Annotated in this window: 21 protein-coding genes and 4 pseudogenes; 13 read left to right on the forward strand and 12 right to left on the reverse strand. The window is 68.1% G+C overall.

What is annotated here, in order from left to right:
* Positions 1-40: 40 nt before the first annotated feature.
* Positions 41-436 (reverse strand): transposase, encoded by a 396-nt coding sequence (locus ACQEVY_RS11220; protein WP_432947375.1) that lies wholly within the window; start codon positions 434-436, stop codon positions 41-43.
* 652 nt (positions 437-1,088) lie between these two features.
* On the opposite strand from ACQEVY_RS11220, the gene ACQEVY_RS11225 reads away from it, so the two are divergent.
* Positions 1,089-1,913: a helix-turn-helix domain-containing protein gene (locus ACQEVY_RS11225; RefSeq protein WP_432947377.1), complete on the forward strand. Its 825-nt coding sequence runs from the start codon at positions 1,089-1,091 to the stop codon at positions 1,911-1,913.
* Positions 1,914-1,926: 13 nt separating this feature from the next.
* Here ACQEVY_RS11225 and ACQEVY_RS11230 read toward each other — a convergent pair.
* Positions 1,927-2,106 (reverse strand): annotated as a pseudogene (locus ACQEVY_RS11230) (ISAzo13 family transposase); the annotation flags it as partial.
* A 31-nt stretch (positions 2,107-2,137) separates the two neighbouring features.
* On the opposite strand from ACQEVY_RS11230, the pseudogene ACQEVY_RS11235 reads away from it, so the two are divergent.
* Both ACQEVY_RS11235 and ACQEVY_RS11240 read left to right on the forward strand, forming a co-directional pair.
* Positions 2,138-2,599, forward strand: a pseudogene (locus ACQEVY_RS11235) (molybdopterin cofactor-binding domain-containing protein); the annotation flags it as partial.
* The gene (locus tag ACQEVY_RS11240) at positions 2,592-3,752 is read left to right on the forward strand and encodes an XdhC family protein (RefSeq protein WP_432947379.1); all 1,161 of its coding nucleotides are present in this window, start codon (positions 2,592-2,594) and stop codon (positions 3,750-3,752) included. The pseudogene ACQEVY_RS11235 and the gene ACQEVY_RS11240, both read left to right, overlap by 8 nt.
* A 278-nt stretch (positions 3,753-4,030) precedes the next feature.
* On the opposite strand, the pseudogene ACQEVY_RS11245 reads toward ACQEVY_RS11240, so the two are convergent.
* The 5 genes and pseudogenes from ACQEVY_RS11245 to ACQEVY_RS11265 form a co-directional block, all read right to left on the reverse strand.
* Positions 4,031-4,828, reverse strand: a pseudogene (locus ACQEVY_RS11245) (transposase domain-containing protein); the annotation flags it as partial.
* A 515-nt stretch (positions 4,829-5,343) separates the two neighbouring features.
* Entirely contained in the window at positions 5,344-7,131 is a 1,788-nt protein-coding gene (locus tag ACQEVY_RS11250; protein WP_432947381.1) for an ABC transporter substrate-binding protein, read from the reverse strand.
* Between the two features lie 302 nt (positions 7,132-7,433).
* Positions 7,434-7,805 (reverse strand): annotated as a pseudogene (locus tag ACQEVY_RS11255) (acyltransferase family protein); the annotation flags it as partial.
* Positions 7,806-8,150: 345 nt separating this feature from the next.
* Positions 8,151-8,558 (reverse strand): hypothetical protein, encoded by a 408-nt coding sequence (locus ACQEVY_RS11260; protein ID WP_432947383.1) that lies wholly within the window; start codon positions 8,556-8,558, stop codon positions 8,151-8,153.
* A 146-nt stretch (positions 8,559-8,704) separates the two neighbouring features.
* Positions 8,705-8,830, reverse strand: coding sequence for a hypothetical protein (locus tag ACQEVY_RS11265; protein WP_432947385.1), 126 nt, complete (start codon positions 8,828-8,830; stop codon positions 8,705-8,707).
* Between the two features lie 44 nt (positions 8,831-8,874).
* Between ACQEVY_RS11265 and ACQEVY_RS11270 the strand changes: the two genes are divergently transcribed.
* Genes ACQEVY_RS11270 through ACQEVY_RS11285 form a run of 4 tightly spaced genes read left to right on the forward strand, consistent with a single transcriptional unit; the run spans position 8,875 to position 12,261 of the window.
* On the forward strand, positions 8,875-9,816 hold the full coding sequence (locus ACQEVY_RS11270) for an alpha/beta hydrolase (RefSeq protein ID WP_432947387.1): 942 nt from the start codon (positions 8,875-8,877) through the stop codon (positions 9,814-9,816).
* Positions 9,817-9,856: 40 nt separating this feature from the next.
* A complete protein-coding gene (locus ACQEVY_RS11275; protein ID WP_432947389.1) occupies positions 9,857-10,921 on the forward strand; it encodes an alkene reductase in 1,065 nt (354 codons plus the stop codon).
* A 26-nt stretch (positions 10,922-10,947) separates the two neighbouring features.
* Positions 10,948-11,889: an NmrA/HSCARG family protein gene (locus ACQEVY_RS11280; protein WP_432947391.1), complete on the forward strand. Its 942-nt coding sequence runs from the start codon at positions 10,948-10,950 to the stop codon at positions 11,887-11,889.
* A gap of 30 nt (positions 11,890-11,919) precedes the next feature.
* Positions 11,920-12,261, forward strand: a complete 342-nt coding sequence (locus ACQEVY_RS11285) for a hypothetical protein (RefSeq protein ID WP_432947393.1) — start codon at positions 11,920-11,922, stop codon at positions 12,259-12,261.
* Between the two features lie 88 nt (positions 12,262-12,349).
* Here ACQEVY_RS11285 and ACQEVY_RS11290 read toward each other — a convergent pair whose 3' ends face one another.
* Positions 12,350-13,234, reverse strand: a complete 885-nt coding sequence (locus ACQEVY_RS11290) for an aldo/keto reductase family oxidoreductase (RefSeq protein WP_432947395.1) — start codon at positions 13,232-13,234, stop codon at positions 12,350-12,352.
* Positions 13,235-13,327: 93 nt separating this feature from the next.
* Here ACQEVY_RS11290 and ACQEVY_RS11295 point away from each other — a divergent pair, with 93 nt between their 5' ends.
* Together ACQEVY_RS11295 and ACQEVY_RS11300 are read left to right on the forward strand one after the other, a co-directional pair.
* Positions 13,328-14,191 carry a LysR family transcriptional regulator gene (locus ACQEVY_RS11295; RefSeq protein ID WP_432947397.1) on the forward strand — a complete coding sequence of 288 codons (864 nt, stop codon included), beginning with the start codon at positions 13,328-13,330 and terminating at the stop codon, positions 14,189-14,191.
* Between the two features lie 250 nt (positions 14,192-14,441).
* A complete protein-coding gene (locus ACQEVY_RS11300) occupies positions 14,442-15,428 on the forward strand; it encodes a helix-turn-helix domain-containing protein (protein ID WP_432947399.1) in 987 nt (328 codons plus the stop codon).
* Between the two features lie 816 nt (positions 15,429-16,244).
* Here ACQEVY_RS11300 and ACQEVY_RS11305 read toward each other — a convergent pair.
* The 3 genes from ACQEVY_RS11305 to ACQEVY_RS11315 form a co-directional block, all read right to left on the reverse strand.
* Positions 16,245-17,189 (reverse strand): NADP-dependent oxidoreductase, encoded by a 945-nt coding sequence (locus tag ACQEVY_RS11305; protein ID WP_432947401.1) that lies wholly within the window; start codon positions 17,187-17,189, stop codon positions 16,245-16,247.
* Positions 17,190-17,285: 96 nt separating this feature from the next.
* A complete protein-coding gene (locus tag ACQEVY_RS11310; RefSeq protein ID WP_432947403.1) occupies positions 17,286-17,861 on the reverse strand; it encodes an NAD(P)H-dependent oxidoreductase in 576 nt (191 codons plus the stop codon).
* Between the two features lie 49 nt (positions 17,862-17,910).
* Entirely contained in the window at positions 17,911-18,378 is a 468-nt protein-coding gene (locus tag ACQEVY_RS11315) for a cupin domain-containing protein (RefSeq protein ID WP_432947405.1), read from the reverse strand.
* A gap of 286 nt (positions 18,379-18,664) precedes the next feature.
* On the opposite strand from ACQEVY_RS11315, the gene ACQEVY_RS11320 reads away from it, so the two are divergent.
* Positions 18,665-19,168, forward strand: a complete 504-nt coding sequence (locus ACQEVY_RS11320; protein WP_432947407.1) for a MarR family winged helix-turn-helix transcriptional regulator — start codon at positions 18,665-18,667, stop codon at positions 19,166-19,168.
* 289 nt (positions 19,169-19,457) lie between these two features.
* Here the strand turns inward: ACQEVY_RS11320 and ACQEVY_RS11325 are convergent, their stop codons facing one another.
* Positions 19,458-19,622 (reverse strand): hypothetical protein, encoded by a 165-nt coding sequence (locus ACQEVY_RS11325; RefSeq protein WP_432947409.1) that lies wholly within the window; start codon positions 19,620-19,622, stop codon positions 19,458-19,460.
* A gap of 247 nt (positions 19,623-19,869) precedes the next feature.
* Here ACQEVY_RS11325 and ACQEVY_RS11330 point away from each other — a divergent pair, with 247 nt between their 5' ends.
* The 3 genes from ACQEVY_RS11330 to ACQEVY_RS11340 all read left to right on the forward strand — a co-directional run bounded on the left by ACQEVY_RS11330 (position 19,870) and on the right by ACQEVY_RS11340 (position 23,823).
* Positions 19,870-20,370, forward strand: a complete 501-nt coding sequence (locus ACQEVY_RS11330) for a cupin domain-containing protein (RefSeq protein WP_432947411.1) — start codon at positions 19,870-19,872, stop codon at positions 20,368-20,370.
* A 383-nt stretch (positions 20,371-20,753) separates the two neighbouring features.
* On the forward strand, positions 20,754-22,826 hold the full coding sequence (locus ACQEVY_RS11335) for an ATP-binding protein (protein WP_432955174.1): 2,073 nt from the start codon (positions 20,754-20,756) through the stop codon (positions 22,824-22,826).
* 34 nt (positions 22,827-22,860) lie between these two features.
* Positions 22,861-23,823, forward strand: a complete 963-nt coding sequence (locus tag ACQEVY_RS11340) for a GNAT family N-acetyltransferase (RefSeq protein ID WP_432947413.1) — start codon at positions 22,861-22,863, stop codon at positions 23,821-23,823.
* The last annotated feature ends 33 nt before the right edge of the window (positions 23,824-23,856 follow it).

Raw genomic sequence — 23,856 nt, forward strand, 5'->3', positions numbered from 1 at the left:
TCAAGCATCGCGTGAACCACAACCCGGATGAAGGCCGTACTTATCCACGGACAAGTTGTCCGTGGCAAACCACACGATGGGGAGGGATGAGTCGCTTGTCCTCACACAACGTCTTCTGGCGCAGAACGGCGTTCTCCGTCTCCAATGGTGTGGGCGGCTCGGTCGGCACCTCCGCCCGGTGTCCCCGCGGCCGGCTCGCGCCAGCTGCCCCGACCCAGTCACGCAAGGTCTCGGGGTTGATTCCCAGACCGGCAGTGACCTGCCGGATCGTCGCCTCGGGCCGCGACCTGTACAGCGCGACAGCGTCCGCCGGTACGGTGGATTGCGCCGACCTGCCAGTTCTTCGGCAGAGTTCGAGCAGGGCGTTGTGGGACGCGTGCGCGCCCGCCGGGCTGAGGTCGCGCACGGTCCGCTGGACCATGCGCGTGTGTGCCATGAGGATCTGCGCCGCGGGCGAGTTGGCCTGCCCAGCGCGTGGTTTCCCGGCGACCAGGGAGCGCAGGGCATCGCCGGGAAAGTTGAAGATGCGGGTGCCGATCTCGGGCGTGGTGTGGAGTGATTCTCCGTCACGACGTGGTGCATGAACTAGGTGCCGGCCGAGACGTACGCGTCACCGCCCTGATCGCGTGGGTCCTGCAGAGCCACTGCGCCGCGGAGCCCGACGTACAACCTGATCTCATCGTGCTCATGCCTCCCGACTGCGCGGGTGCTCACGGAGGAAGAGCCCCAGAGTTCGTTGACGGCGGTGTCCTGCAGGGTCACCGAGCGCATCGTTCCCTGGAAGCCGTCGGCCGTGGAAGCGCTGAATTCCGGCAGGGGTACAGGTCTCCCTGAAGATGTCGCCGGAATCCCATCTGATGTCGCACAAGTACACGCTTTCCTCGCACGGCTGCGCCTATCCTTGGCTGCACTTCAACCGTCAACGATCAACAGCCTGCGGATGCACCCGGCGCCACAGTGACCATGCCTTGCTTCGCGTGCGAAGCGACGCCACCGCGACCTCTCGGGCGACAGCAGAAAAGACACATGAAGGCAGTGCGTTTCCATCAGTACGGCGACCCGGATACGTCTCCTTCGCGGAGGTTGAGATGGACCGGGCATTGTTGGCCGATTTCCTCCGGGCACGCCGGGAGGTGCTGCAACCGGAGGATGTCGGACTTCCCCGCGGCTCTCGGCGTCGTACCGGTGGGCTCAGGCGTGAAGAGGTGGCCGCGCTGGCCGGCATGTCGGTCGACTACTACAGCCGGATCGAGCAGCAGCGTGGTCCGATGCCGTCCGAGAATGTGCTCGCCGCGCTCGCCCGGGGGCTGCATCTCAGCCTGAGTGAGCGGGATTATCTCTTCGACCTCGCCGGGCACTCTGCCCCGCGGCGGGTCCTGCGTGAGGATCACGTGAGCCCGACCATGATGCGCATCGTGGAACGGCTCTCGGACACACCCGCGTTGGTGATGTCCCGCTTCGGTGAGACGCTGCTGCAGAACCGCCCGGCAGTCGCTCTGCTGGGCGACTACACCCGCTTCAACGGACTGTCCCGCTACCTGGTCTATCGCTGGTTCACCGACCCGGCGCAACGCGATCTCTATCCCGTCGAGGACCACGCCCTGCGGGGCAGGGTCTTCACCGTGGAAATCCGGGTGGCGTATACGGCGGACCCTCAGGGCAGGGCCGGCGACATCGTCGCGGCACTGCTGGAGGTCAGCCCCGAGTTCGCCGAACTCTGGCGGTTGCACGAGGTGGACGTCACCCACCACAACGACCTCAAGCGCTACCGGCATCCGGAGCTGGGCGAGATGGAGCTGTACTGCCAGCGGCTGGTGGACCCCGACCAGGTTCAGGAACTGCTGGTCTTCTCCGCCGTACCCGGCTCACCGGACTACGAAAAGCTCCAACTCCTGGCAGCCGTGGGCGCTTAAGGCTTGCCGGGAATCAACACGCTGGTTTGATCTTGGTGTTGTCTGAGTCCATGAATCTGGCGCTGTCGACTGGTGTGCGAAAACGAGCAGTTGAGGAAGGAATGCACATGCCGTGTGCTTCGACGAGCGGGCGGACGTCGTTGACCCCACGGCTGATGGTCATGGCGGTGGTGTTGAAGAGCTGCCAAAAAAGCCGCTCGAGCACCGCCGAGGACATCGGCAGGCTGACGAGCAAGGAGCGGTACTCCTTCGGCGCGCAGTTCGCCGAGGTCGCCGTCGACGTCACCACCGGCGAGGTCCGGGTGCGGCGGATGCTCGGGTTGTTCGCCGCGGGCCGGATCGTCAACCCGCTGACCGCGCGCAGCCAGTTCGTCGGCGGCATGGTCTGGGGCCTGTCCATGGCGCTCCACGAGGAGGCGGCCAGGGACCGGGCCACGGGCGGGCACGTCGGCGCGGACCTCGCGGGCTACCACTTCGCCGCGAACGCGGACGTCCCCGTCATCGAGGCGGACTGGGTGGACGACCCGGACCCGGACGACCCGGTCGGGATCAAGGGCATCGGCGAGATCGGCATCGTGGGAGCCGCGGCGGCGATCGCCAACGCGGTCTGGCACGCGACCGGCGTACGCCACCGGCACCTGCCCATCCGGCCCGACCGTGTACTGATGGCCGGCCGAGATGCTTGACATCGCCGTCGAGCTGCTCCGGTGGGTGGCGGAGGGCCGTGACTTCGCCGTGGCCACGGTTGTGACCGTCGGCGGCAGCGCTCCCCGCCCGCCGGGCGCGGCGCTCGCCGTCAACGCCGACGGCACGGCTGTCGGCTCGGTCTCCGGCGGCTGTGTGGAGGGCACGGTGTACGACCTGTGCGTCCAGGCGCTCCAGGAGGGCCGCGTGGTACGGGAGCGGTTCGGCTACAGCGACGAGGACGCCTTCGCGGTGGGTCTGACCTGCGGCGGGGTGATCGATGTCCTGGTCACCCCGGTCCGCAGGGACGCGCCGGACCGACAGGTGCTCGAGGCGGCGCTCTCGGCCGCCGCCGGTGGGGAGACCGCCGCTGTCGCCCGTGTGGTCCGGGGCCCGGCCGAACTGCTCGGCCGCGCACTGCTGGTCCGTGCCGACGGGGCGTACGAGGGCGGTCTCGGCGGCGATCCGCGGCTGGACGGCACGGCGGTGGCCGAGACCCGCGCGCTGCTGGACGCCGGCCGTACCGGCACGGTCGACGTCTCGGAGGACGGCTCGCACTGCCCGGGCGGCGTGACGCTCTTCGTCGAGTCCAGTGTGGAACCGCCCCGCATGATCGTCTTCGGGGCGATCGACTTCGCGGCGGCGCTCGTACGGACGGGCAAGTTCCTCGGCTACCACGTGACCGTCTGCGACGCCCGCCCCGTCTTCGCCACCCGGGCCCGCTTTCCCGAGGCCGACGAGATCGTGGTCGACTGGCCGGACCGCTATCTGCGCGGCACCGGGACCGACGCCCGCACGGTCCTGTGCGTGCTCACCCATGACGCCAAGTTCGACATCCCGCTGCTGGAGGAAGCGCTGCGGCTGCCGGTCGCGTTCGTCGGCGCGATGGGCTCGCGCCGCACCCACGAGGACCGCAACCGGCGGCTGCGCGAAGCGGGTGTCACCGAGGAGGAGCTGGCCCGGCTGCACTCCCCGATCGGCCTCGACCTGGGTGCCCGTACGCCGGAGGAGACCGCCCTGTCGATCGCGGCCGAGATCGTCGCGGCGCGCCGGGGCGGGTCCGGCACACCGCTGACCGGCGCACCCACCCCGATCCACCACGACCGCCCCGAAGGCCCAAGTCGGGTGACCGCACTGACGTCGGCAGCCGGATGACCTCCTTCTCGTAGCTCCTGCACCGCGGCCGAGCCGCGTCAGACGTACGCGGGACCGGAGGAGGGGCATCGGGGGAAGTCTCAAGTGCGGGTGCTGAGCTGGGCGTTCGTTAGCCTCCCTGTCGCCGGATTCACCGGCATCGTCCGGAACCCCGGTGGCTGAAGATCCGCTCGAGACGTTGGTCCGAAGGCACGCCCGCCGCCGGCAGCGGGCACCACCTCGCAGTCCTGGTCCGAGACAACAGCCAGCACGCCGCTAGAGATCTTTAACGGCTGGGGTTACGGCAGTTCGAGGTCGAGCCCGGTCGTGGCCATGAGGCCCTCGACGAGACCGGGGCGGTACTGCATCCGTTTGAGCCGGGTCTTCACCAACGCGGTGAGCTGGTCGAGGCTGTGTTTGGTGAGGTTGGCCAGCGACCTCTTCAGGTGCGACCACACGCCCTCGATCGGGTTGAGCTCGGGAGCGTACGGTGGCAGTTGGTAGACGGTCAGCCATGATCGGGCGGCGATCAGCTCGTGCATGGTGCGGCTGACGTGCGTGTTCAAGTTGTCCCACACCAGGACGACGGGGCCGCCGAGCTGCTGGTGCGCGGCATCGAGCAGGCGGGCGTAGTCGGCTTCGGTGAAGCCTTTGCGCCTGCCCTTGGCGGGGGGTCCGAAAACCGCGCCGACCAGGCCCGGGTGCCGGTCTCGATCAGCGTCATTCAACTCCAGCGTCGGATAGCCATGGCACGAAGTCCTGCCCAGCCAGGCCTGGTTCCGCTCGGAATCGGGGACTCTCAGCGAACTGCAGCCGTCGAACGACACCATCCGGTAGGGGCCGAACCGCTCCCCTGGCGTCGTCGGCCGGGCCAGCAACCCGGCCAGCACCTCGCACAACGCCCGCACCGGCGCGCTGCCGATCCGCCGGCGCAGGTCACGCAACGCCTTCGCCGACGGGCAGACCACCGGCATCCCGGACAGACCCGCGGTCAGCTTGTCCCAGACCAGCCGGTAGCCGACCTCGGGGAACAGACACATCGCCAGCAGGAAGTAGACCCCGACCCGGGACGGAAGATCACGCAGCCGCTGCTGCACCGTCCTCGTCTCCGCAAGGACCGCGTCCACCAGCTCAAACGGCACGACCGCCGTCAACTCGGGACAGAATGACGGGGCAACGGAGCTCCTTCGGGACAAGCTGTCTTGGCCGACTGCCTGTACCAACGAGCTCCGTTGCTCTGCGTCAGAAATTTTTCAGTTGGCTTGCGTGACTTGCGAAACGCTAACTACCCGGCCTTGGGGCAAGGCCCCGGACCGAGCTGACCCAACTCCGCAAGGAAATAGAAACGCCAACAGCCACCTCGGCCTCTGCCCTTGTCACTCCCGACGCGATCCGCCGCCAAAGTGGCGCTGCACTGCACGAGACGGCTCCGGCCGAGCCGGTGAACGCATTGGCGGTCGCATAGCCCGATCCGCTGCCCACTGCCGTCGCGCTCCCGCAGGCGCCTCCGGCATCTTCTGCTTCTGGTCTCGTCCCATCGCATACCTTCGTGATCAAGGTGTTGCGACGACCAGTTGATTCCGCCATGACCACCAGCATCACTGTGGCGGTGTTACTTCTTCAGGCCGAGGTTCACGAAGTCGTACGTACCGCCGTAGTTGTCGGTCGTGTAGACGTTCGCGAGCCGGTTGGAGCGCCAGGTGATGAACTTCTCGAAGACGAAGGGCATGTAGTAACCGCCCTCCATGACCTTGTGGTTGATCTCCGTGGAGATCTCGGTCTTCTTCGCGTCGTCGAGTTCCTTGACGTAGTCGTCGAAGAGGCCGTCGATCTTCTTGTCGTTGATCAGGGCGAAGTTGTTGTTGCCGCTCTCAAGGATGTACTTGCCGCTCCACAGCGGCAGACCGTAGCCCTGGACGGACGGGAAGTCCGGGCCCCAGCCCATGATGATGATGCCGTAGCCCTTCTTCTTCACGTTCGAGGGGCTGCCGATGATGCCCGTGCTCTGCGCACCGTCGAACTGGTCGATGTCGACGGTGATGCCGACCTTCTTCAGCGAGGCCTGGAGGGACTCGGCGGTGGCAACCTCGACCGGCTTGTTGTTACGGACCGCGATGGTGGTCTTGAAGCCGTTCGGCTTACCGCAGGCCTTCAGCTCTTCCTTGGCCTTGGCGACGTTGCCGTTCTTGTTCGCACCGGCCATCTCGTATGGGTCGTACTTCTGGCCCTCGGCGCCCGGGACCGACGGCGGCAGCATGTTGGTACCGATGTCACCACCGGCGACCGGGCCACCACGAGCGGTCTGCAACGACTCGTGGTCGGCACCGTAGATCACGGCCTTGCGGCAGTGCACGTTGTCGAACGGCTTGACGCTCTGCGGGAAGACCGCGTAGCGGATGTAGCCGGAGACCGGGTTGTCCAGGTTGGCCTTGTGCTGCTTCAGGGCGGTGGTGCGGCCCTGCGGCGACAGCCCGCCGGTCTGATTGGCGTCCAGGTCGTAGTCGCCGTTGATCAGACGCTGGTCCATGTCATTGGCGTTGGTGAAGAAGGTCAGCGTGATCTTGTCCGGGTACGCCTTGCGGATCTTGTCCGAGGACGCCTTCCACTCCGGGTTGCGGACCAGGGTCAGCGACTTGTTCGGCGTGTACGACTGGAACTTGTACGGGCCGGACGAGAACGGCTTCAGACCGTACTTCGACTTGGTGTCCTTGTCCTGGCGGACCGGGGCCGCCGAGGTCATGGCGAGCATGTCCTCGAAGTCCGAGTTGGCCTGGGGGAGCTTGAAGATGATGGTCTTGTCGTCCGGCGTCTCGATCGCCTTCAGACCCAGCTTGTCCGCGGACTTGTCCTTGTACGGGCCCTTGTACTCGCCCTTGGGGTCGAGGACGTCCTTCAGGTAGACCGGACCGCCGGACAGCACGTCCTGCGCCCACTGGCGCTCTATGCCGTACTTGACGTCCTTGGAGGTGATGGGCTTGCCATCCTCCCAGGTGATCCCGTCACGCAGCGTGTACGTGTACGTCTTGCCGTCGTCGGTGATCTTCGCCGTGCTGGTGGCGAGGTCAGCAGTGGCCTCGGCGCCCGCGGCACCGGGCTCCGCCTTGCCGGTCACCAGGGTGCGGCTGTAGTAGCGGGAGAAGTTCCACATGAAGCCGTAGTAGCCGCGCGTGGTGTCCCACGAGTCGGCGTCCTGGGTCGCGGCGAACTTCAGCGTGCCGCCCTTCTTGGCGAGGGAGGCCTGAGCGACCTTGTTGTTCGCGGCGTTGAAGCCGGCCGCGTCGTTCTTCGAGCCGTCGTCGTTGTTGCTGCTGCCGCACGCCGCCGTGGACAGCAGTGCAGCGGCCAAGGCTGCGGCGGCCACGGCCTTTTTACGCCGCCCTGTGGTGCGTTGGGTAATCACTCGGATCCTCCGTGTGTGTAGCGGCCCGTCGACAGATGACGGGCCCTGGGGGTACGGCAGTTCAGCGGGGAAAGCCGGCGCTGCACGCACCGGGCCCCGAAAACCCATACTTGACGTGGGCCGCGCATCTACGGCTACCGAATCGTCCGGGTCGGGCTGGGCGTCGAGCTTTGAATGTTCAGGTATCTGGAACGAGCAGCCGTGCTTCCCGACTCCCTCCACGTCCTCCTCCTGCGGGGCCGGAGTTCTCGCCATTCGAAACCGCTCCACCGCCAGAAGCGACCGTGCCGACGCCTCGGACCTCATCGGTCCGAGGCGTCGGGTGTTGCAGGCGGCAATTCAGCGCCCTTGGGACCAGATGCCCGTCGTGGAGCCGGAATGCGACGCGCCAGTCTCCGGCCCCACGTCTGACCTGGCACTTCGATAGCCCGGTACGTCAACACACTCACAGGCAGTAGCACGGCATAGAACGCGATCTCTAGGGCGAGATTGTCCCGCTCCCAGCGGCCGATCGTTCCATCTGTCACCGCCAGCAACACCGGGTGTACCAGGTAGACCGAGTAGCTGATCGTTCCCAGCCCGACCAACCACCGCGGTATCCGCCGGCGGCGAAACACCAGTCCGACACCAAGAGTGGCCATGGCCAGCAGGAATGCCACGATCCAACCCCGCCGCATGGTTCAGCCGGGTGCACCCGCGGGCGGTTGGTTGTTGACGGTTGAAGTGCAGCCAAGAGTAGGAACGGCTATGCGTAGTAAGCGTGTACGTCTGCGACACCGGATGGGATTGCGGCGACATCTTCGTCGGCGCGGAGGACACATGAGCAACTGGCCGCGTTTCCTCGGCCCGGGCGACAGGATGGGCACGTTCACCTTCGACGCCGACTCCACGGCCAGGGACGTGGGAGCCGTTCACCGCTTGGGGGCCCTGTACTTTCGGAATTCAGCGCTGCCACGATCGACGGCTTCCAGGGATCGATGCGCTGGGTGACCCCGCAGCACACAGCTGTCAACCAGCTCTCAGGGATGTCCGACCCAGGCCTGATGATGGGACGCGACGTGCAGTCCCTCGCGCAGGCGGCCGCGCAGGACACCGCCGCGTGTTCTGCCCTCCAAGACCTGCAGCCCGCTATCTGACGGGTCCAGGAGGCGTCGGTCGATCAGGATCGGCGGGCGCAGCCACGTCCCGTGCTCTTCCCAGTGCCGGCCGACCTCTGGGGGACGAACCCTGACCCAGTGCACCGGGTTCTCGGCGTAGCTCTCAATACAGCCGGCATCGGATGCTCCGGTCGGCATCCCGCTGAAGTCCACGGCCGGGATCGTCTCGAGCCGCAGCGATGCCAGTGCAGGGTCGGCACGGAAGCGGTCATGGCTGAGGACACCGTCCTCACGGCGAGCCAACAGCGGGCTGAGATCGCTCAAGTTCATGCCGCCAGGTGTACAGCCGCGGCGCTGGGTGGTCCGCCGTCTCGCCGCCCCCTGTCCATCTCTGCCGCATCGCAGGCTTAACCACGGACAACTTGTCCGGGGTTAAGCAGGACCTTCATCCGTATTCCGGTCGACGACATGCTTGATCAGTCGAACGCGGCGACGCCGAACAGCTGTCGCGGTTGGTGGCGCTGATCGACTCCGGTGAGCTGCGCGTTGATGTGGCGCAGCGAGTGCCGCTGGCGGTGGCCCGCGACTGCTCGGCCAGCCATCAGACCGTTCTGCCACTCACCCCACGCAGCGAAAGACCGAGATCATGACACTCAAATTTGACCCGGAAGTAGCCGACGTCCTGGCCCAGATGGGCGGAACCGACGCATTCCAGCCCCCACGTGACGACGTCGAGGGGCGGCGAGCCTTCTGGGAGCCGATCCTCGCAGCCTCCAGCACCGCCCAACCCTTCCCCGAAGACGTCCGGATGAGCGACAGCTACGCCACCACAGACGACGCCGCCCGGATCCAGATGCGCTGGTACACCAAGGAGGGCGCGACCCCGGGTCCGGCGGTGGTGTACTTCCACGGTGGCGGATACTTCTTCGGCCACATCGACCACTTCGACGGCACTCTCGCCCGCTACGTCTCCGCCAGCGGCGTGCCGATGCTGTCGGTCGAGTACCGCCGCGCCCCCGAACACCCCTTCCCGACCCCGATCGAAGACGGCTACGCGGCGCTGCGCTGGCTGCACGAGCACGCCGCAGAGCTCGGCGTCGACCCCGGCCGGATCGGCGTGATGGGCGACAGCGCCGGCGGCGGCCTGGCCGCAGCCGTGGCAATCCTGACGCGAGAGCGCGGCGGCCCGAAGATCGCCCGCCAGATCCTCATCATGCCGATGCTCGACGACCGCACCGGCGCCCCCGACGACCACGTTGCGCCCTTCATCTACAACTACGGCGACCTTGTCACCGGATGGCGGGCTTTCCTCGGCGACGCCGTCGGAGGCTCCGACGTCCCGGCCACGGCGGCCCCGGCCCGGCTCGAAGACGCCACCGGCCTGCCGCCGGCCTACATCGAGGTCGGCCAGCTCGACCTGTTCCGCGACGAGGACACCGCCTACGCCACCAAGCTCAGCCACGCCGGCGTACCGGTCGAATTCCACCTGCACCCCGGCGTCCCGCACGAGTTCGACTCCCTCGCCTTCACTTCCGACGTCGCGCGGCGTGCCATCGCCGACCGCGTCCGGGTGCTGAAGTCGATCTGAGCCGCAACCACCAAGCCATCCACAGCACGGAAGGAATGCCATGACTCTCTGGACCCCCATCACTGTCGGCGCCATCGAGCTGCCGCACCGCCTCGCCATGGCTCCGATGACGCGTGACCGCTCCCGGCCGGACGGCGTCCCCACCGACCTCAACCGCGCGTACTACCGTCAGCGCGCGTCGATGGCCCTCATCATCACCGAAGGCACCCAGCCCTCCGCCGACGGCCAGGGCTACCTGCTGACCCCCGGGATCTACACCGAGGCACACATCGCCGGCTGGCAGGAGATCACCGGCGCCGTGCACGCCGCAGGCGGGCGCATCGTCGCCCAGCTCATGCACACCGGCCGTATCTCCCACCCCGACAACACCCCCCACCACCGCCGGCCCGTCGCCCCCTCGGCCATCCAGCCCAAGGGCGCGATGTTCACCACCTCCGGTCTGCAGGACATGCCCACCCCCCGGGCCCTGGACATCAACGAAGTCGCCGACGTGGTCGACGAATTCCGCCACGCGGCCTCGGCCGCCATCGCAGCCGGCTTCGACGGCGTCGAGATCCACGGAGCCAACGGCTACCTCGTCCACCAGTTCCTCGCCGGCAACACCAACCAGCGCACCGACCGCTACGGGGGCCCGCTCGAAAACCGCATCCGCTTCGCGGTCGAGGTCGCCTCCGCGGTGGCCGACGAGATCGGCGCCGAACGCACCGGTGTGCGTCTCTCCCCGGGCAACCCCTACAACGACATCGCCGAACACGACACCCGCGACCTGTACCCGGCGCTCGTCACGGCCCTGGCACCACTGAACCTCGCCTACCTCCACCTGATCCACGGCGGCGACGAGGAACTCCTGCGCGAGCTGCGCCAGCTGTGGCCGACGGCCCTGCTCCTCAACCGCGCGGGAACCGACATCGACGCGCGCGTCGCCGACCTCGACGCCGGCCTGGCCGACGTCATCACGGTCGGCACCATGGCACTGGCCAACCCCGACCTCCCGGCCCGCATCCGCTCCGGCGCACCGCTCAACCAGGCCGACCCGGCCACCTTCTACGGCGGGGACCACCACGGCTACACCGACTACCCCACCCTCGCCGCGACGTTGGTCTGACAAGCACTTCCGACAGGAGAATTCCGATGTCCCACCACAACGTGGTCACGGTCCTCGGTGCGACCGGCACCCAGGGAGGTGCGGTCGCGCGTGCGCTGCTGGCCGACGGCGCCTTCACCGTACGGGCGGTGACGCGCGACGCCGCGTCGCCGAAGGCACAGATTCTGGCGGGGCTCGGCGCCCATGTGGTGGAGGCGAGCCTCACCGACGAGGGCGGCCTGCGCCGGGCGTTCGACGGGGCGTACGGCGCGTTCCTCGTCACGCCGTACTGGGAGCACCGTTCGCCCGCGCGGGAACTGACCGAGGTCGAGAACCTCATCAGCGCGGCCCAGGCGGCCGGTCTGCGGCATGTCATCTGGTCGACGCTGGAGGACACGCGGGATGCGATCGCGGCAGCCGACGACCGGATGCCGTTCATCGGCGACGGTTACCGGGTGCCGCACTTCGACGTGAAGGGCGGGGCCGCCGACGCTCTGTTCGCCAAGTCGGGTCTGCCCACGACGTACCTGTTGCTGTCCTTCTTCTGGGACAACCTGCTCACCCTCGCCAGACCGCAACGCGACCCCGATGGAACGCTCGCCTTGCACCTCCCCCTCGGTGACACGGCCGTCGCGGGCATCGCCTCCGACGACATCGGCCAGGCGGTGCTGCGCGTGCTGCGGCGGCCGTCGGTAACGATCGGCGCCACCGTCCCCGTGGCCGGCGAGCACCTGACCGGCGAGCAGATGGCGGCAGCGCTGAGCACGGTGCTCGGTGAGCCGGTGGCCTACCGTCCGCCCAGCCACGACCAGTTCCGCGGCCTCGGCTTCCCCGGCGCCGACGAGCTGGGAAACATGTTCCAGTACTACGCCGAGTTCTCCGGGTTCTACCGCGGCCTGCGTGAGCGCGAAGCGACGCGCGCGTTCAACCCGGATCCGTTGAGCCTGACCGACTTCCTGGCCGCACATCGTGCCGAACTCGAAGCCTGACCGGCTGCTCGGCGACTCAGCGGAGGATTCATGACCAGCGACGACAGCAGCCTGTTCAGCCCACCCGGAGCCCCCGGCTACGCGGAAGCGGACTCCTCCTTCCCGCTCGCGGCACCGGTCAATCCGGCCAGGGCGTTCACCGCCCGCTCGATCGACGACGTCGTCCGCGCCGCCGCACGCCGGGCGGGCCGGCCGCTGCTGCTGAACACACCGGCCACTGTTCCGTGGCCTGGGCTCACCACTGGGCCGTCGGCATGCTCGTGGACGCCGGTGCCTTCATTTGCCCTCAAGAAGGCGGTCCAGATCCAAACCACGCGAGGAAAGGGCGGAGTGGTGGCGTGCGCCGACCATGCCGGCCGGGACGCGCAATGAAGTCACTGCCGTCCCGGCGGGCATGGCGTTTCGCGGCTCCTGCTCTGGATCCGCGCTCGACCTCACCGGGCGGACGCCCCGGGCAGGTTCAGCGGCCGATCTTGTCCAGCTCGGCGAATTCCTCCTCGGAGAGCGAGAGTCCCGCGCCGGTGACGTTCTCGCGCAGGTGAGCCATCGACGAAGTGCCGGGAATGAGCAGAATGTTCGGTGACCGCTGCAGCAGCCAGGCCAGGGCGACCGACATTGGCGTCGCATCCAGCCGGGCGGAGACCGCGGTCAGCGCCGCGGACTGCAGCGGGGTGAAGCCGCCGAGCGGGAAGAACGGAACATAGGCGATGCCCTTGGCGGCAAGGTCGTCGATCAGTTCGTCATCCTGACGGTAGGCGAGGTTGTACATGTTCTGCACGCACACGATCGGCGCGATCGCCTGCGCCTCGGCGACCTGCTCCGCCGTCGTGTTGCTCACTCCCAGGTGCCGGATCAGGCCCTCCTGCTGGAGTTCGACGAGGGTCTCGAAGGGCTCGGCGAGCGAGCCGGGCCGGGGGCCCTGGGCGTCGCCGAGCCGGAGATTGACCACGTCGAGAGCGTCGACTCCAAGGTCCTCAAGGTTCTCCTGCACGGCGCGGCGCAGATCCTCGGGCCGACGGGCAGGGGGCCAGCCGCCCTGCTCATCGCGGACCGCGCCGACCTTCGTCACGATGTGAAGTGATGCGGCATAGGGGTGCAGCGCTTCACGGATCAGCTGGTTGGTGACGCGTGGTCCGTAGGCGCCGGAGGTGTCGATGTGGTTGATGCCCAGGGCGGCGGCCTCACGCAGGACCGCGAGCGCGCCGTCGTGATCGGCGGGCATGCCCATGACGCCGGGGCCGGCGAGCTGCATAGCGCCGTACCCGAAGCGGTTGACGGTCAGGTCGCCCAGGGTCCAGGTCCCGCCGGGCAGTGACGGGGAGGGTGTGTTCGTGGTCTCGCTCATGCCGTCGATGGTCACTCCCGGACAGGCATCGCATCCAATACCGATACGGTGCGCTGTCATACCCAGTGGGTATCACCGAGGTATGCTGGGGTCATGGACACCTTGGAGACCCGCGAGCTGAGGTACTTTCTGGCCGTCGCCGAGGAACTGCACTTCGGCCGTGCCGCCAAGCGCCTTGGCATCGCGCAGCCACCGCTGTCCCGGGCGATTCAGCAACTCGAGCGGCGCCTCGGCGTCGCCCTACTGCAGCGCAACCGCCGCGGCGTCGCCTTGACCGACGCCGGAGAGATGCTGCTGCACGAGGGCCGCGCGGCCCTCGACGCGACCACCGCCGCCGCCCGCCGCACCCGCCGCGCCGGCGGCGCCGACCGTCCGGGCAGCTCCCGCAACCGCCTGGTACTTGCGGTGAAGGCCGGCTCATCCCACGAACTGTTGCACAAGCTCCTCGACGCCTACGCGGTCGAGCCCGACGCCGCCGAGATCGAGGTACTGCCGAGCGGCACGTGCGAGCAGGGCGAGATGCTGCGTGACGGCCGCGCCGATGTGGCGCTCATGCACGCGCCGTTCAACTCCCTCACCGGGTTCGACAGCGAGGAACTGATGACCGAAGGGCAGATCGCCATCTTGCCCACCGGCCACCCCCTCGCCACGCACAGGACACTGTCCCTCGCCGACATTGACAACATCCCCGATCTTCCGCTCGCCCGCTGGGCCCACGACGGTGCCTACCCACCCGGCCCGGGCCCCGAGATCCGCGACCAGACGCAACTGGCCCAGTTGATCGCCCTCGGTCGCACCGTGGCCGTCTTCCCCGACTCCGCCCGCTCCTGGCTGTGGGCCGAGCACACTGCCGTCCCCTTGACAGACGCGCCCCCCGTCGTCACTCACATCGCCTGGCCCGCGCACAGCCGCTCCCTCGCCCTCGCGGGGCTGATCCGCACGGCCACCCGGCTATGACCGGCCTCGGAGAACGTCGGATGACTCATCACAGTGTCCCCCTTTTGCCTTCATGGGACTGTGAAGATTCAATTGGCCCTGTTCGGCAGTCGGCAGCGCACCAGGCAGTGGACGCCTTGCCGAACCGTGCGAAACGGTGTTCACGGCATGAAGACCTCGGCACGGCAGGCACTTGAACTGCAGCGGCGTCGGGACAGAACATGTACGCCAGAAGGCGTCGGAACATCGGGCACGAGGTGGATCACCGGAGATGAACAGCACTGGATCGGTGACCGACCTGGCGCCCGGGGCGTTCGCCGTGGATTCCAGGGTCGCGGGTGCGGCACCTCGAGGATTCGATGCCTTCCGTCGTGGATGGCAGACGCAGATCGGCGATGTCTTCCCCCTGCCGGCCTTCAGCCCGGCCACGATCGCCGACTTCCGGCTCAAGGGATCCGTCACCCGGGTGCGCGATGTGGTGATCGCTGATCTCCACATGGCGTCGGCCACCCGGATCGCGGACCCCGCCGGCGGCGATCGGGACCGGGTGGAGATCCACGTATTGCGGCGCGGCGCATGGACGTTGGGCGGCCTGCCCGATCGCGCCGAGCACACCATATCGACCGGGCAGTTCCTTTTCCGACACTTCGGGCGGCAGATGCCCTTCGAGACGGCGCCGCACACCACGGGGCAGTTCCTTTTCCTGCCCTCCGCGACGCTCAGATCCCTGCTCGGGAACCGGACTGTCATCGGGCCGGCGGACTCGGCCGAGATGCGCCTGCTGACGGCCCACACGAACATGATCCAGCAGACGGCCACCGACCTCGGCCCGGCCGGTGTGCACGCCGCCCACAGCACCCTGATCGAACTGGCCAAGGCCGTGGCGGTGCGCCGCTTCGACGACGTGGAACCACAGCTGGCTCCCGCACTCACCCGGGCCGCGAAGGACCTCGCCAACAGCCACCTCGCCCATCCCGAGCTGTCCCCGACGATGCTGGCACGCGAGCTCAACGTCTCCGTACGCACCCTGCAGCGGGCATTCGCCACGGTAGGAGAGTCGGCGACCGCCTACATCCGCCACCGGCGGCTGGAAGAAGCCCGGCTCGCCCTCACATCGCCATCCGGCCGGTGGAGCGTCTCGGAACTGGCCGCCCACTGGCACTTCGTCGACAGCAGCCACTTCATCCGCGCCTTCAAGAAACACTACGGCCAAACGCCCACCGAATATGCCCGCTCGACCGGATCGGCCGCACGCTGAACGGACCTGAAGCAGGGCCTGACGCATGAACTGACCGATGACGCCGGGAAGTTGACCGTACTGTATTTACCAAATGTCACCACCCCGCAGAACACCACGAGTTAAAGACCAGCACACTCGAAGACGATCATGGACGAAAACCTCGCCGCTTCTTCGGACAGTCAAAGTACTGCGGAGCGGCTTTGCCATCATGGTCACCATGAGTCAACGAGACCGCTCCCGTCCCCTGGCTGTGCAACACAACTTCAGCGACGATGAAATCGAGCACGGACTCAAAGCTGTTCGCCTCTACGCCAGTTTGAGACTTGGCGTTCGCGACGCGTCCCAGCCCAATGAGCACTGTGCATCGTGAAGTTGCAGGTCTTGTGTCCTGAACATAAAAGGGAGTTGGTTGTAGGACAGCCTTCGGAAATGATGCTGTGCGGGAGATGAAGGATTTGTGGCCCTTTGAACGGCCAAGCGGTACGCCGTTCCACGAGGACCAGGGTGGATCAGGAATTCTGACGCACGTGCTTCACAGCGACTCTCCACGGCTCCCGTGGACGGTCCCCAGCACCACGCTGACCTGCGAGCTCACCGGCATCACAGAGGCATCGGTTTCGGTCGGAACGAACCCCACCAGCGTCCCGGACCGACATCAGCCCCCGTCAGGGCACACAAGAAGCACCTCGGCGCACGCCACGGCATTTACCACGCCCCCGGCGCGCACCGAAGGTGCGCTGTATCGCTGACCCGAGAAGTCAGAGCTTCCGGCGGCGATAGTGCTCACCTGCTGACAGCTACGGAATCGAGCATTCCCCGGCTCCGTATCTCCCATTAGGCGGTGGGCGGAACGACGATGGCCTTGCCGTGCACCGCGTTTTCGGCGGCCCGGGCATGGAGTGCCGGCAGCTCGGCCAGCGGCACCCGCTCGGCGACATCGACGCGCAGCTCGCCGCGGTCGATCAGCGTTACCAGCTGCGCCAGCTGGTCGGCGTCGCTGCGGACGAACAGGTCGATGCCGCGTACGCCGCGCTGTTCGTCGCTGGGTGCGGGCATCCACACCGTGGTGTTCACCAGCACTCCACCGGGAGCGATCAGGGCGGGCAGCGCGGCCAGCTGCGACGGGTCGATCGGCGCGAGGTTGAGCACGACGTCGACCGGCCCGGTCACCGCCGCGGTCACCTCGGTGGTGGTGTGATCGATGATCTCGTCGGCGCCCGCCGTCTTGACCTGCTGGCTGCTGCGCGGGCCGGCGGTGGCTATCACGTACGCGCCGGCGTTCTTGGCCAGCTGCACGGCGTAGCCGCCGACCGCTCCGCCCGCGCCGTTGATCAGCACGCGCTGACCCGCCGTCAGCTTGGCGTGGTCGAAAAGCGCCTGGTACGCGGTCAGGCCCACTATCGGCAGCGCTGCGGCGTCGGCCAGCGGGACGCTCTTCGGCGCCGCCGCGAGGATCTCGGCCGGGGCGATGACGTACTGCGCTGCGGCGCCGGGCTTGTCCATCGGCAGGAAGCCGACAACCTGGTCGCCGACCGCGATGCCGTCGACGCCCTCGCCCAGCGCGTCGATGGTGCCGGCGACGTCGAGGCCGGGAGTGTGCGGCAGCACCACCGGGATGGGGCCTTGCATGAAGCCGCCGCGGATGTTGCCGTCGACGCCGTTGAACGACGTCGCGGCGACGCGGATGCGGACCTCACCTGTCCCGGGGACGGGCTGCTCCACGTCCTCGTAGCTCAGGACGCTCGGGTCGCCGTACTCGTGGAAACGTACTGCCTTCATTTCGGTTCTCGCCTTCACTGCGATCGATGTTACTTCGAATTCGAAGCAACTGTGATGACGATACCTCTACTTCGAATTCGAAGCAAGTGTTGTCGGTCACTGCCGGTGCGAGCGCATCGCCACGGCGAGTTCGGCGGCGGCCTGGTCGATGCACGCGCGCAGCCGCGCCGCGTCGCTGCGCGCCGTGGCCTGCCAGTCGGCGGGGTCGGCGACGACGATCGTGGGCACGGGTTCGACGTGCACGTCGGTCAGGCGCCTGCGCATCACCTGCGTGAGGTCGGGCGGCTGCCAGCGGGAGCCGCTGTTGAGCGCCAGCAGCACCGGCATGCCGGAGAGGACACCGTCCCCGAGGACGGCGAAGAACGAGTCGAATACCTCGCTCGGGGAGGCGGCGAGCACCGGGGTCGCCACCACGAGCCCGTCGGCCGCCACGACCGCCGCGATCGCCTCCCGCAGGTCGAGGCTGACGCGGCGCTGGGCAAAGTGCTGAGCGAGGTCGGGCGCCAGCCGGTGCAGCTCCAGCACCTCCACCTCGGCGCGCGCACCACCGACCGCCAGTGACCGGCACACAGCCTCCGCCACCCAGTCCGCGAGCCGGCGAGTCGGACGCGGATAGCCGGCACCGGCGCTCACCACAGCCAAGGACACCGGACTCCACGCGGCGGTGCTCATCTCGGCATCGTGTTCTCGGCTTCTTCCCCGCGGCCGGACTGTGGTGCCGTCACCGGGGAGGGCCAAGGGCGACGTTGCCGGACAGTTCCGCGGCTTCGGCAAGCAGCTGAGCGGGGATCTCGAAGCCCTCCGGGCGCGGCTCACGAAGGTCACGGCCCGCGTGGCGGAACATCTTCTCCAGCCCTCCGGGGGTCGAGATGAACAGCAGGTCCGCCTTCTCTGAAGTGATGCGGTAGCCGTGCGGAATGCGCCGGGACAGGAAGACGATGCCGCCCTCCCGCAACTCGTGCTCCTCCTCGCCGGCCCACACCAGCGCCGAACCGGACAGCAGCAGGAAGACCTCGTCCTCGTTGTTGTGCATGTGGAACGGCGGCGCCTCGCCCTTGTTGACGTCGAAGCCGCCGAAGGTCAGCTGCCCACCGGTCGCCTCGGCGTCGAGTAGGACGCTGAAGACACTCCCGCCGATCCACTCGAGCTGCTGCTGGTCCTCACGTTGCGCGGGGTAGGGGATGCTCATGGCCGGTCCTCGGGATCCGTGGGCGACGGCGCCGTCCTCGTGCTCGTAACCCTGCGCCGCACCACTGCCCGATCTCCACCTTCTGCGGTGCTCACTCGGGCCCAACACTGCCCACACCGTGCGCTCACGAGGCCACCACATCGGACCGGTGAGACCCTCGCCTCCGCCCGGTCCCCCCGCCCGGTATGGCACCGGAACTCACGGAAAAGTGCAGTTCCAACTCCGCCGAGGTGGCTGGAACGGCGGCACTCCACACTCTTCGAATTCGAAGCAGTAGACTCCGGACATGCCTGATTCACCGCCGTCGCTCGACCGTGTGCAACTCGGCGCCTACTTCGACCTCATCGAGGTGACCAGCCTGCTCCGGCATGCCGTCGAGCAGCAGCTGCGCGAGGCTGGCGATCTCAGCTATGTGCAGTTCCAGCTGCTGGCCCGCCTCGGGGACTCGCCGACGGGCAGTCACCGCATGACCGACCTGGCCGACGGCGTCGTCTACAGCCGCAGCGGCCTGACGTACCAGGTAGGTCTACTCGAAAAGGAGGGCCTGGTCGTCCGCGCTCCCTCGCTGGACGACGAGCGGAGCATCACCGTCACCATCACCGATGCCGGGCGTGAGCTGCTTGCGAAGGTGCTGCCGGGGCATGTCGAGGTGGTCAGCGGCCTGTTGTTCGAGCCGCTTTCGCGCGACGACGTCAAGGCTCTCGCGAGCCTGCTGGCGCCGGTACGCGACCATATGCGCTCGACGCCGCCCCGCTCGGCCACGCCTCGCCGCCGCAAAGGCGGAGCATAAGGACTCGACAGGCGTCGGAGCCCCGCAGGCCGCAGCGGAACAGGACGCGGCAAGACGCCGGGCTGGCCGCGGCAGTCGCCGGTCAACCGGGACGGGGGAAGCCGAGGCGTCAGGTTGGTCGGTGGGCGAACTGGGCGGGTGTTTCTTGAATACGCGGATGAAGTGGCTGCTGTCGGTGAAGTGCCGGCGCGCGGCGGCTTCGGAGACAGCCAAGGGCGAAGAGCCCAGCGCTCGTTGGCAGCGGTGTGCTGCGGGGTCACCCAGCGCATCGTTCCCTGGAAGCCGTCGATCATGGAAGCGCTGAATTCCGGCAGGGGGCGCAGATCCCCCAAGCGGTGTTCCATGTGTCGATGAACGGCTCCCCCGTCCCCCGGCCGGTGCCGGTGGAGTCGGCGTCGACGGTGAACGTGCCCGTCCTGTCGCCCGGGCCGAGGAAACGCGCCCTGCTGCTCATGTGTCCTCCGCGCCGACGAAGATGTCGCCGCAATCCCATCCGGTGTCGCCGACGTACACGCTTACTACGCATAGCCGTTCCTACTCTTGGCTGCACTTCAACCGTCAACAACCAACCGCCCGCGGGTGCACCCAACTGAACCATGGGCCTTGCACGCCGACACCGCGGGCGCTCTGCCCAGCGGCAAGGTCGTCGTCGCGCCAGGCGACCGACTCCCCCTTGACCGACATCTGAGGAGACGACCGCGATGATCCCCGACGACGACCCGTCCCGCTCGCTGACCGTCGCGAACCCCGACAACCCCGGCACGACGTACATCTCTCTGGTGGGCAACACGTACGCCATGCTGGTCACCGGCGAGCAGACCAACGGCCAATACTGCCTGATCGACATGCGCATCCCCGACGGCGGCGGCCCACCGCCGCACCGGCACGACTTCGAGGAGATGTTCACCATCCTCGAAGGCGAGATCGAGTTCACCTTCCGCGGCGAGAAGCACACCGTAAGGGCCGGGTCCACGGTCAACATCCCGGCCAACGCCCCGCACAACTTCCGCAACGCTTCGGGGGCGCCGGCCCGCATGCTGTGCATGTGCACCCCCGCAGGCCAGGACGAGTACTTCACGCGCATCGGCGATGTCGTCGCGGGTAAGGACGCGCCGCCGCCACAACTGTCGGAGGACGAGCTCGCGGAACGCCGCCGCCGCGCGGCCGAGTTGGCCTCGACCTACCGGAGCGAGTTCCTGTAGTCCGCAGGGGCCGACAAGCCCTGCCGTCGGCCGAAGCTCACCGAGCCTGGGCGCCCTTCGACAGCTCGACGTCATTCAGGACTCGGCCAGGCCCGGTCCCGCTCCGGTCACGGATGTAGCCGGGCTGAGCGGTGTGACCATGATGAGCAGCCCTGCGGCGCAACTGCGAACACGCCGACAGCCTTGGCGAGGTGTGATCGCGCCAGTGACGCCGTGCCGCGCCGAGTTCTGTGGTCGCCATGCCCCTTAGCGTGCCAAGAGAGGCGATCGCCTCTCCTGCGTACTGGACTGGCCATCTCCACGAAAATGCTTCTCCCTGACCATCCGTCTCCTGCCGACCGTGGAGGCGGGACAAAACCAGAAAAGAGCGCGGATTGGAAGCGGTGGGCCTGGCGGGCCGGTTGGCGGAAGCTCGAGCCGGTGCGCTGGTGGGCAGGGAGCCGGAGCGGGCGGTGCTCGACCGGATGCTGTCGGGCGCGGCGCAAGCGCCGTTTGTGGCGTACCTGCACGGTCCCGGTGGCATCGGCAAGTCCTCGCTGGTGCGCTACGCCGCCCGGCAGGCGGAACTCGTCGGCCGCCGCGTGGTGCACGTGGACGGACGGTTCCTCGACGCCGATCCGCGCCGGCTCGAGGAGACCGCCGCCCCGGCGTGCACCGAACCCGGTGCGGTGCTGCTCATCGACACCTTCGAGCAGTGCCAGCCCCTCGAGACGTGGCTGCGCGAGACCTTTCTGCTGCAGCTCGCCGACCACGCGATCGTGGTGGTGGCCAGCAGGGTCGCCCCCGACGCCGAATGGTCGCTGGACCCTGGATGGGCGCAACTGTTCACCGCACTGGTCGTGCGGCCGCTCGACGCCGCTCAGTCCCACGCCCTGCTCGCTGCCCGGGGCGTCCCCGCCGAGCAGCGCGGCGCCTTCGTCGCCTTCGCCGGAGGCAGCCCGCTCGCCCTCTCGCTGGCCGCCTCCGTCCCGGCCGCACCCGGCGCACCGTGGGAGCCGACCGGCGACGTCCTGAGGACCCTCGTCGAGCGGCTGGTGGGCGACCTGCCCGGCGCCGTCCACCGGCGCGCCCTCGAGGTGGTCGCGCAGGCCTACGTCACCCGCGAGCCCCTGCTCCGCAAAGTGCTGGGTGACGAGGAAACCGACAAGGTGTTCTCCTGGCTGCGCCAGCTGCCCTACATCGAGGCCACACCCGAAGGGCTGCACCCGCACGACGCGGTGCGGGCGACCCTCGAGGCCGACCTGCGCTGGCGGGACCCCGAGCGCTACGACGACGTCCGCGCCCGCATATCGCTCGCCGGCCTGCACGCCGTGCGCTCCGCCACCGCCGACGACGCGCTCTTACGAGTCGCGGAATGGATGTTCCTCTTCCGCGACCAGGGCGGACCGGACGATCTGTACAACTACCGAACGCACCCCCACATCGAGGACACTCCGCTCCGGGCCGAAGACGTCCCCGGCGTGCTGCGCATGGCCGAGGAAGCAGAGGGTCCTGCATCGGCGGCAGCGGTCGCGCACTGGGTGCGCCGCCAACCGGAGGCCTTCCGCGTCCACCGCTACGCGGGCTCTTCCGCACCCGTGTCGTTCATGGCCATCCTGCGGCTGGACGCACCGCTGCCCGAGGACCGCGCCGAAGACCCGGTGATCGCAGCAGTCTGGGACCTCGTGGAGGCGGCCGCTCCCCTGGGACCGGGCGAGCACCTGGGCATCCGCCGCTTCGCGGTACAACCCGGCGGGCACCAGCGGCCCTCGCCCCTGATGGACCTCATCAGCCGGCGCACCATCGGCGAGGAGATGCGGACCCACAAACGCGCGGTGACCTTCACCGTCTTCGAAGACGCCGACCGGTGGGGGCACTACCTCGCCGAGGCCGGGATGCCGAAGCTCGCGGCCGTGGACGTCGATGGGAGGCGACAGCACGTCTTCGGCCGGGACTGGCGACGGCAAACAGTGGAACAGTGGGTGCAACACCGGGCTCGCACCGCGGTCACGCCCGTAGCAACATGGCCCGCGACTGCCGCCGCGAGTGACCCGGGCGACCAGCCGGCGCGCGCCGCGTTCGAGGAAGGCGTGCTCGAGGCACTGCGCACCTGGCACACCCCACGCGAATTCGCCACCAGCGTCCTGCTGCACTCCCATCTCGTGCCGCCGGGCTCACCCGACCCGGTCGCGGACCTGCGCGGCGCCATCACCACCGCCCTCGACGCGATACAGATCGACCCCGCGGGCGTCAAAGCCCACGAGGCTCTCACCGCCACCTACATCACGGCCTCCCGCACTCACAAGGCCGCCGCCCGACGACTCGGGGTGCCCTACGGCACCTACCGGCGCCACCTCGCCCTGGCCAAGGAACGCCTCATCGAACAACTGCTGCGACAACCAACCACAACAATCACCCCGACCCCGCACCCTCGCGAAAGCTCCACCACACCAGCCTGTGTGGGGTCTGTCCAATGAACTTTGCACACTTCAACGTGACTAGCGTGATCAGATGACAGCTTTCAAGCTCCTGGATGACAAGACGGAATGGCAGAAGGACTTCGAGCGGCGGCTACACGCCTCGTACACGGCGGCCGGGCCAGGTGCGGCCGCGGCGGAGCGCATGCTCGAGGACGTACGCGCCAGCATCAGCGACTGGACTGTCGCCGAGATCACGGACGCCGGGACCCGAGTGGGATACGTCGCCGTGGTCGTGGTTGACGACAACGGCACGCTCGCGGGCCGTATCGGCGACCTCCGCGTCGACGCGCTCCACGCCGGCCGGGGGCACGAGCAGGCCGCCCGAGACTGGGCAGAGGCATGGTGCGCGGAGCGCGGCGCACACCGGCTGGACATACGGCTCACCGAGCCCGCCGGCGAACTGTTCGACGGTTACCGCGTCCGCGGCCAGCTCAGGACGCGGCTGATCAGTTCCCCGCCGGAACCACTCGATGGCGTCACCGCACGGCCGATGACACAAGCCGAATATCCCGAGTGGCTCGCCTCCGAGAAGGCCGCCTACGTCGGCGACATCGTCCTGGCGGGAGCCCTGAGCCCCAAGGAGGCCGTACGTAAGTCCGACCGCGACTTTGCGAAGCTGATTCCTGAGGGCCTGGCGACGCCCGACAACACGTTCCTGGTGCTCGAGGCGTCCGGCGAGCAGATCGGCACTGGCTGGTTGAAGCACGGGTACCTCCCGGGAGTCACCTACGGCTACTCGCTGTACATCCAGGAGCAGCACCGCCGCAAAGGGTACGGTCGAGCCGCCATGGCGGCCGGCGAACAGGCAACGCTCGCAGCCGGCGACTCGGCGCTGATGTTCACCGTGTGGGGCGGCAACGAGGCGGCAATGAACCTGTACACGAGCGCCGGCTACCAGGTCATGGAGGAAAACCGCTTCATCGACCTTCCCGCTCCGGGGCCTCACACGAATCACCACAGCACGATGCAACCGCCGACCCACTACCTGACTTGACAGACCAACTGCATCGGATGTCTGTCGACCGGG

Origin of the sequence: Streptomyces sp. CA-288835, assembly GCF_050936385.1 — a bacterium.
Lineage (GTDB): Bacteria > Actinomycetota > Actinomycetes > Streptomycetales > Streptomycetaceae > Streptomyces.

Bases quoted from the DNA above. Each gene is read 5' to 3' on its own strand.
- ACQEVY_RS11260 (WP_432947383.1), bottom strand. From the start codon at position 8,558: ATGAACTTGAGCGATCTCAGCCCGCTGTTGGCTCGCCGTGAGGACGGT.
- ACQEVY_RS11325 (WP_432947409.1), bottom strand. From the start codon at position 19,622: ATGAGCAGCAGGGCGCGTTTCCTCGGCCCGGGCGACAGGACGGGCACG.
- ACQEVY_RS11265 (WP_432947385.1), bottom strand. From the start codon at position 8,830: ATGGCTGGCCGAGCAGTCGCGGGCCACCGCCAGCGGCACTCGCTGCGC.
- ACQEVY_RS11310 (WP_432947403.1), bottom strand. From the start codon at position 17,861: ATGAGCACCGCCGCGTGGAGTCCGGTGTCCTTGGCTGTGGTGAGCGCC.
- ACQEVY_RS11285 (WP_432947393.1), top strand. From the start codon at position 11,920: ATGACCAGCGACGACAGCAGCCTGTTCAGCCCACCCGGAGCCCCCGGC.
- ACQEVY_RS11305 (WP_432947401.1), bottom strand. From the start codon at position 17,189: ATGAAGGCAGTACGTTTCCACGAGTACGGCGACCCGAGCGTCCTGAGC.
- ACQEVY_RS11295 (WP_432947397.1), top strand. From the start codon at position 13,328: ATGGACACCTTGGAGACCCGCGAGCTGAGGTACTTTCTGGCCGTCGCC.
- ACQEVY_RS11225 (WP_432947377.1), top strand. From the start codon at position 1,089: ATGGACCGGGCATTGTTGGCCGATTTCCTCCGGGCACGCCGGGAGGTG.
- ACQEVY_RS11300 (WP_432947399.1), top strand. From the start codon at position 14,442: ATGAACAGCACTGGATCGGTGACCGACCTGGCGCCCGGGGCGTTCGCC.
- ACQEVY_RS11340 (WP_432947413.1), top strand. From the start codon at position 22,861: ATGACAGCTTTCAAGCTCCTGGATGACAAGACGGAATGGCAGAAGGAC.
- ACQEVY_RS11315 (WP_432947405.1), bottom strand. From the start codon at position 18,378: ATGAGCATCCCCTACCCCGCGCAACGTGAGGACCAGCAGCAGCTCGAG.
- ACQEVY_RS11275 (WP_432947389.1), top strand. From the start codon at position 9,857: ATGACTCTCTGGACCCCCATCACTGTCGGCGCCATCGAGCTGCCGCAC.
- ACQEVY_RS11330 (WP_432947411.1), top strand. From the start codon at position 19,870: ATGATCCCCGACGACGACCCGTCCCGCTCGCTGACCGTCGCGAACCCC.
- ACQEVY_RS11290 (WP_432947395.1), bottom strand. From the start codon at position 13,234: ATGAGCGAGACCACGAACACACCCTCCCCGTCACTGCCCGGCGGGACC.
- ACQEVY_RS11280 (WP_432947391.1), top strand. From the start codon at position 10,948: ATGTCCCACCACAACGTGGTCACGGTCCTCGGTGCGACCGGCACCCAG.
- ACQEVY_RS11220 (WP_432947375.1), bottom strand. From the start codon at position 436: ATGGCACACACGCGCATGGTCCAGCGGACCGTGCGCGACCTCAGCCCG.
- ACQEVY_RS11240 (WP_432947379.1), top strand. From the start codon at position 2,592: ATGCTTGACATCGCCGTCGAGCTGCTCCGGTGGGTGGCGGAGGGCCGT.
- ACQEVY_RS11320 (WP_432947407.1), top strand. From the start codon at position 18,665: ATGCCTGATTCACCGCCGTCGCTCGACCGTGTGCAACTCGGCGCCTAC.
- ACQEVY_RS11270 (WP_432947387.1), top strand. From the start codon at position 8,875: ATGACACTCAAATTTGACCCGGAAGTAGCCGACGTCCTGGCCCAGATG.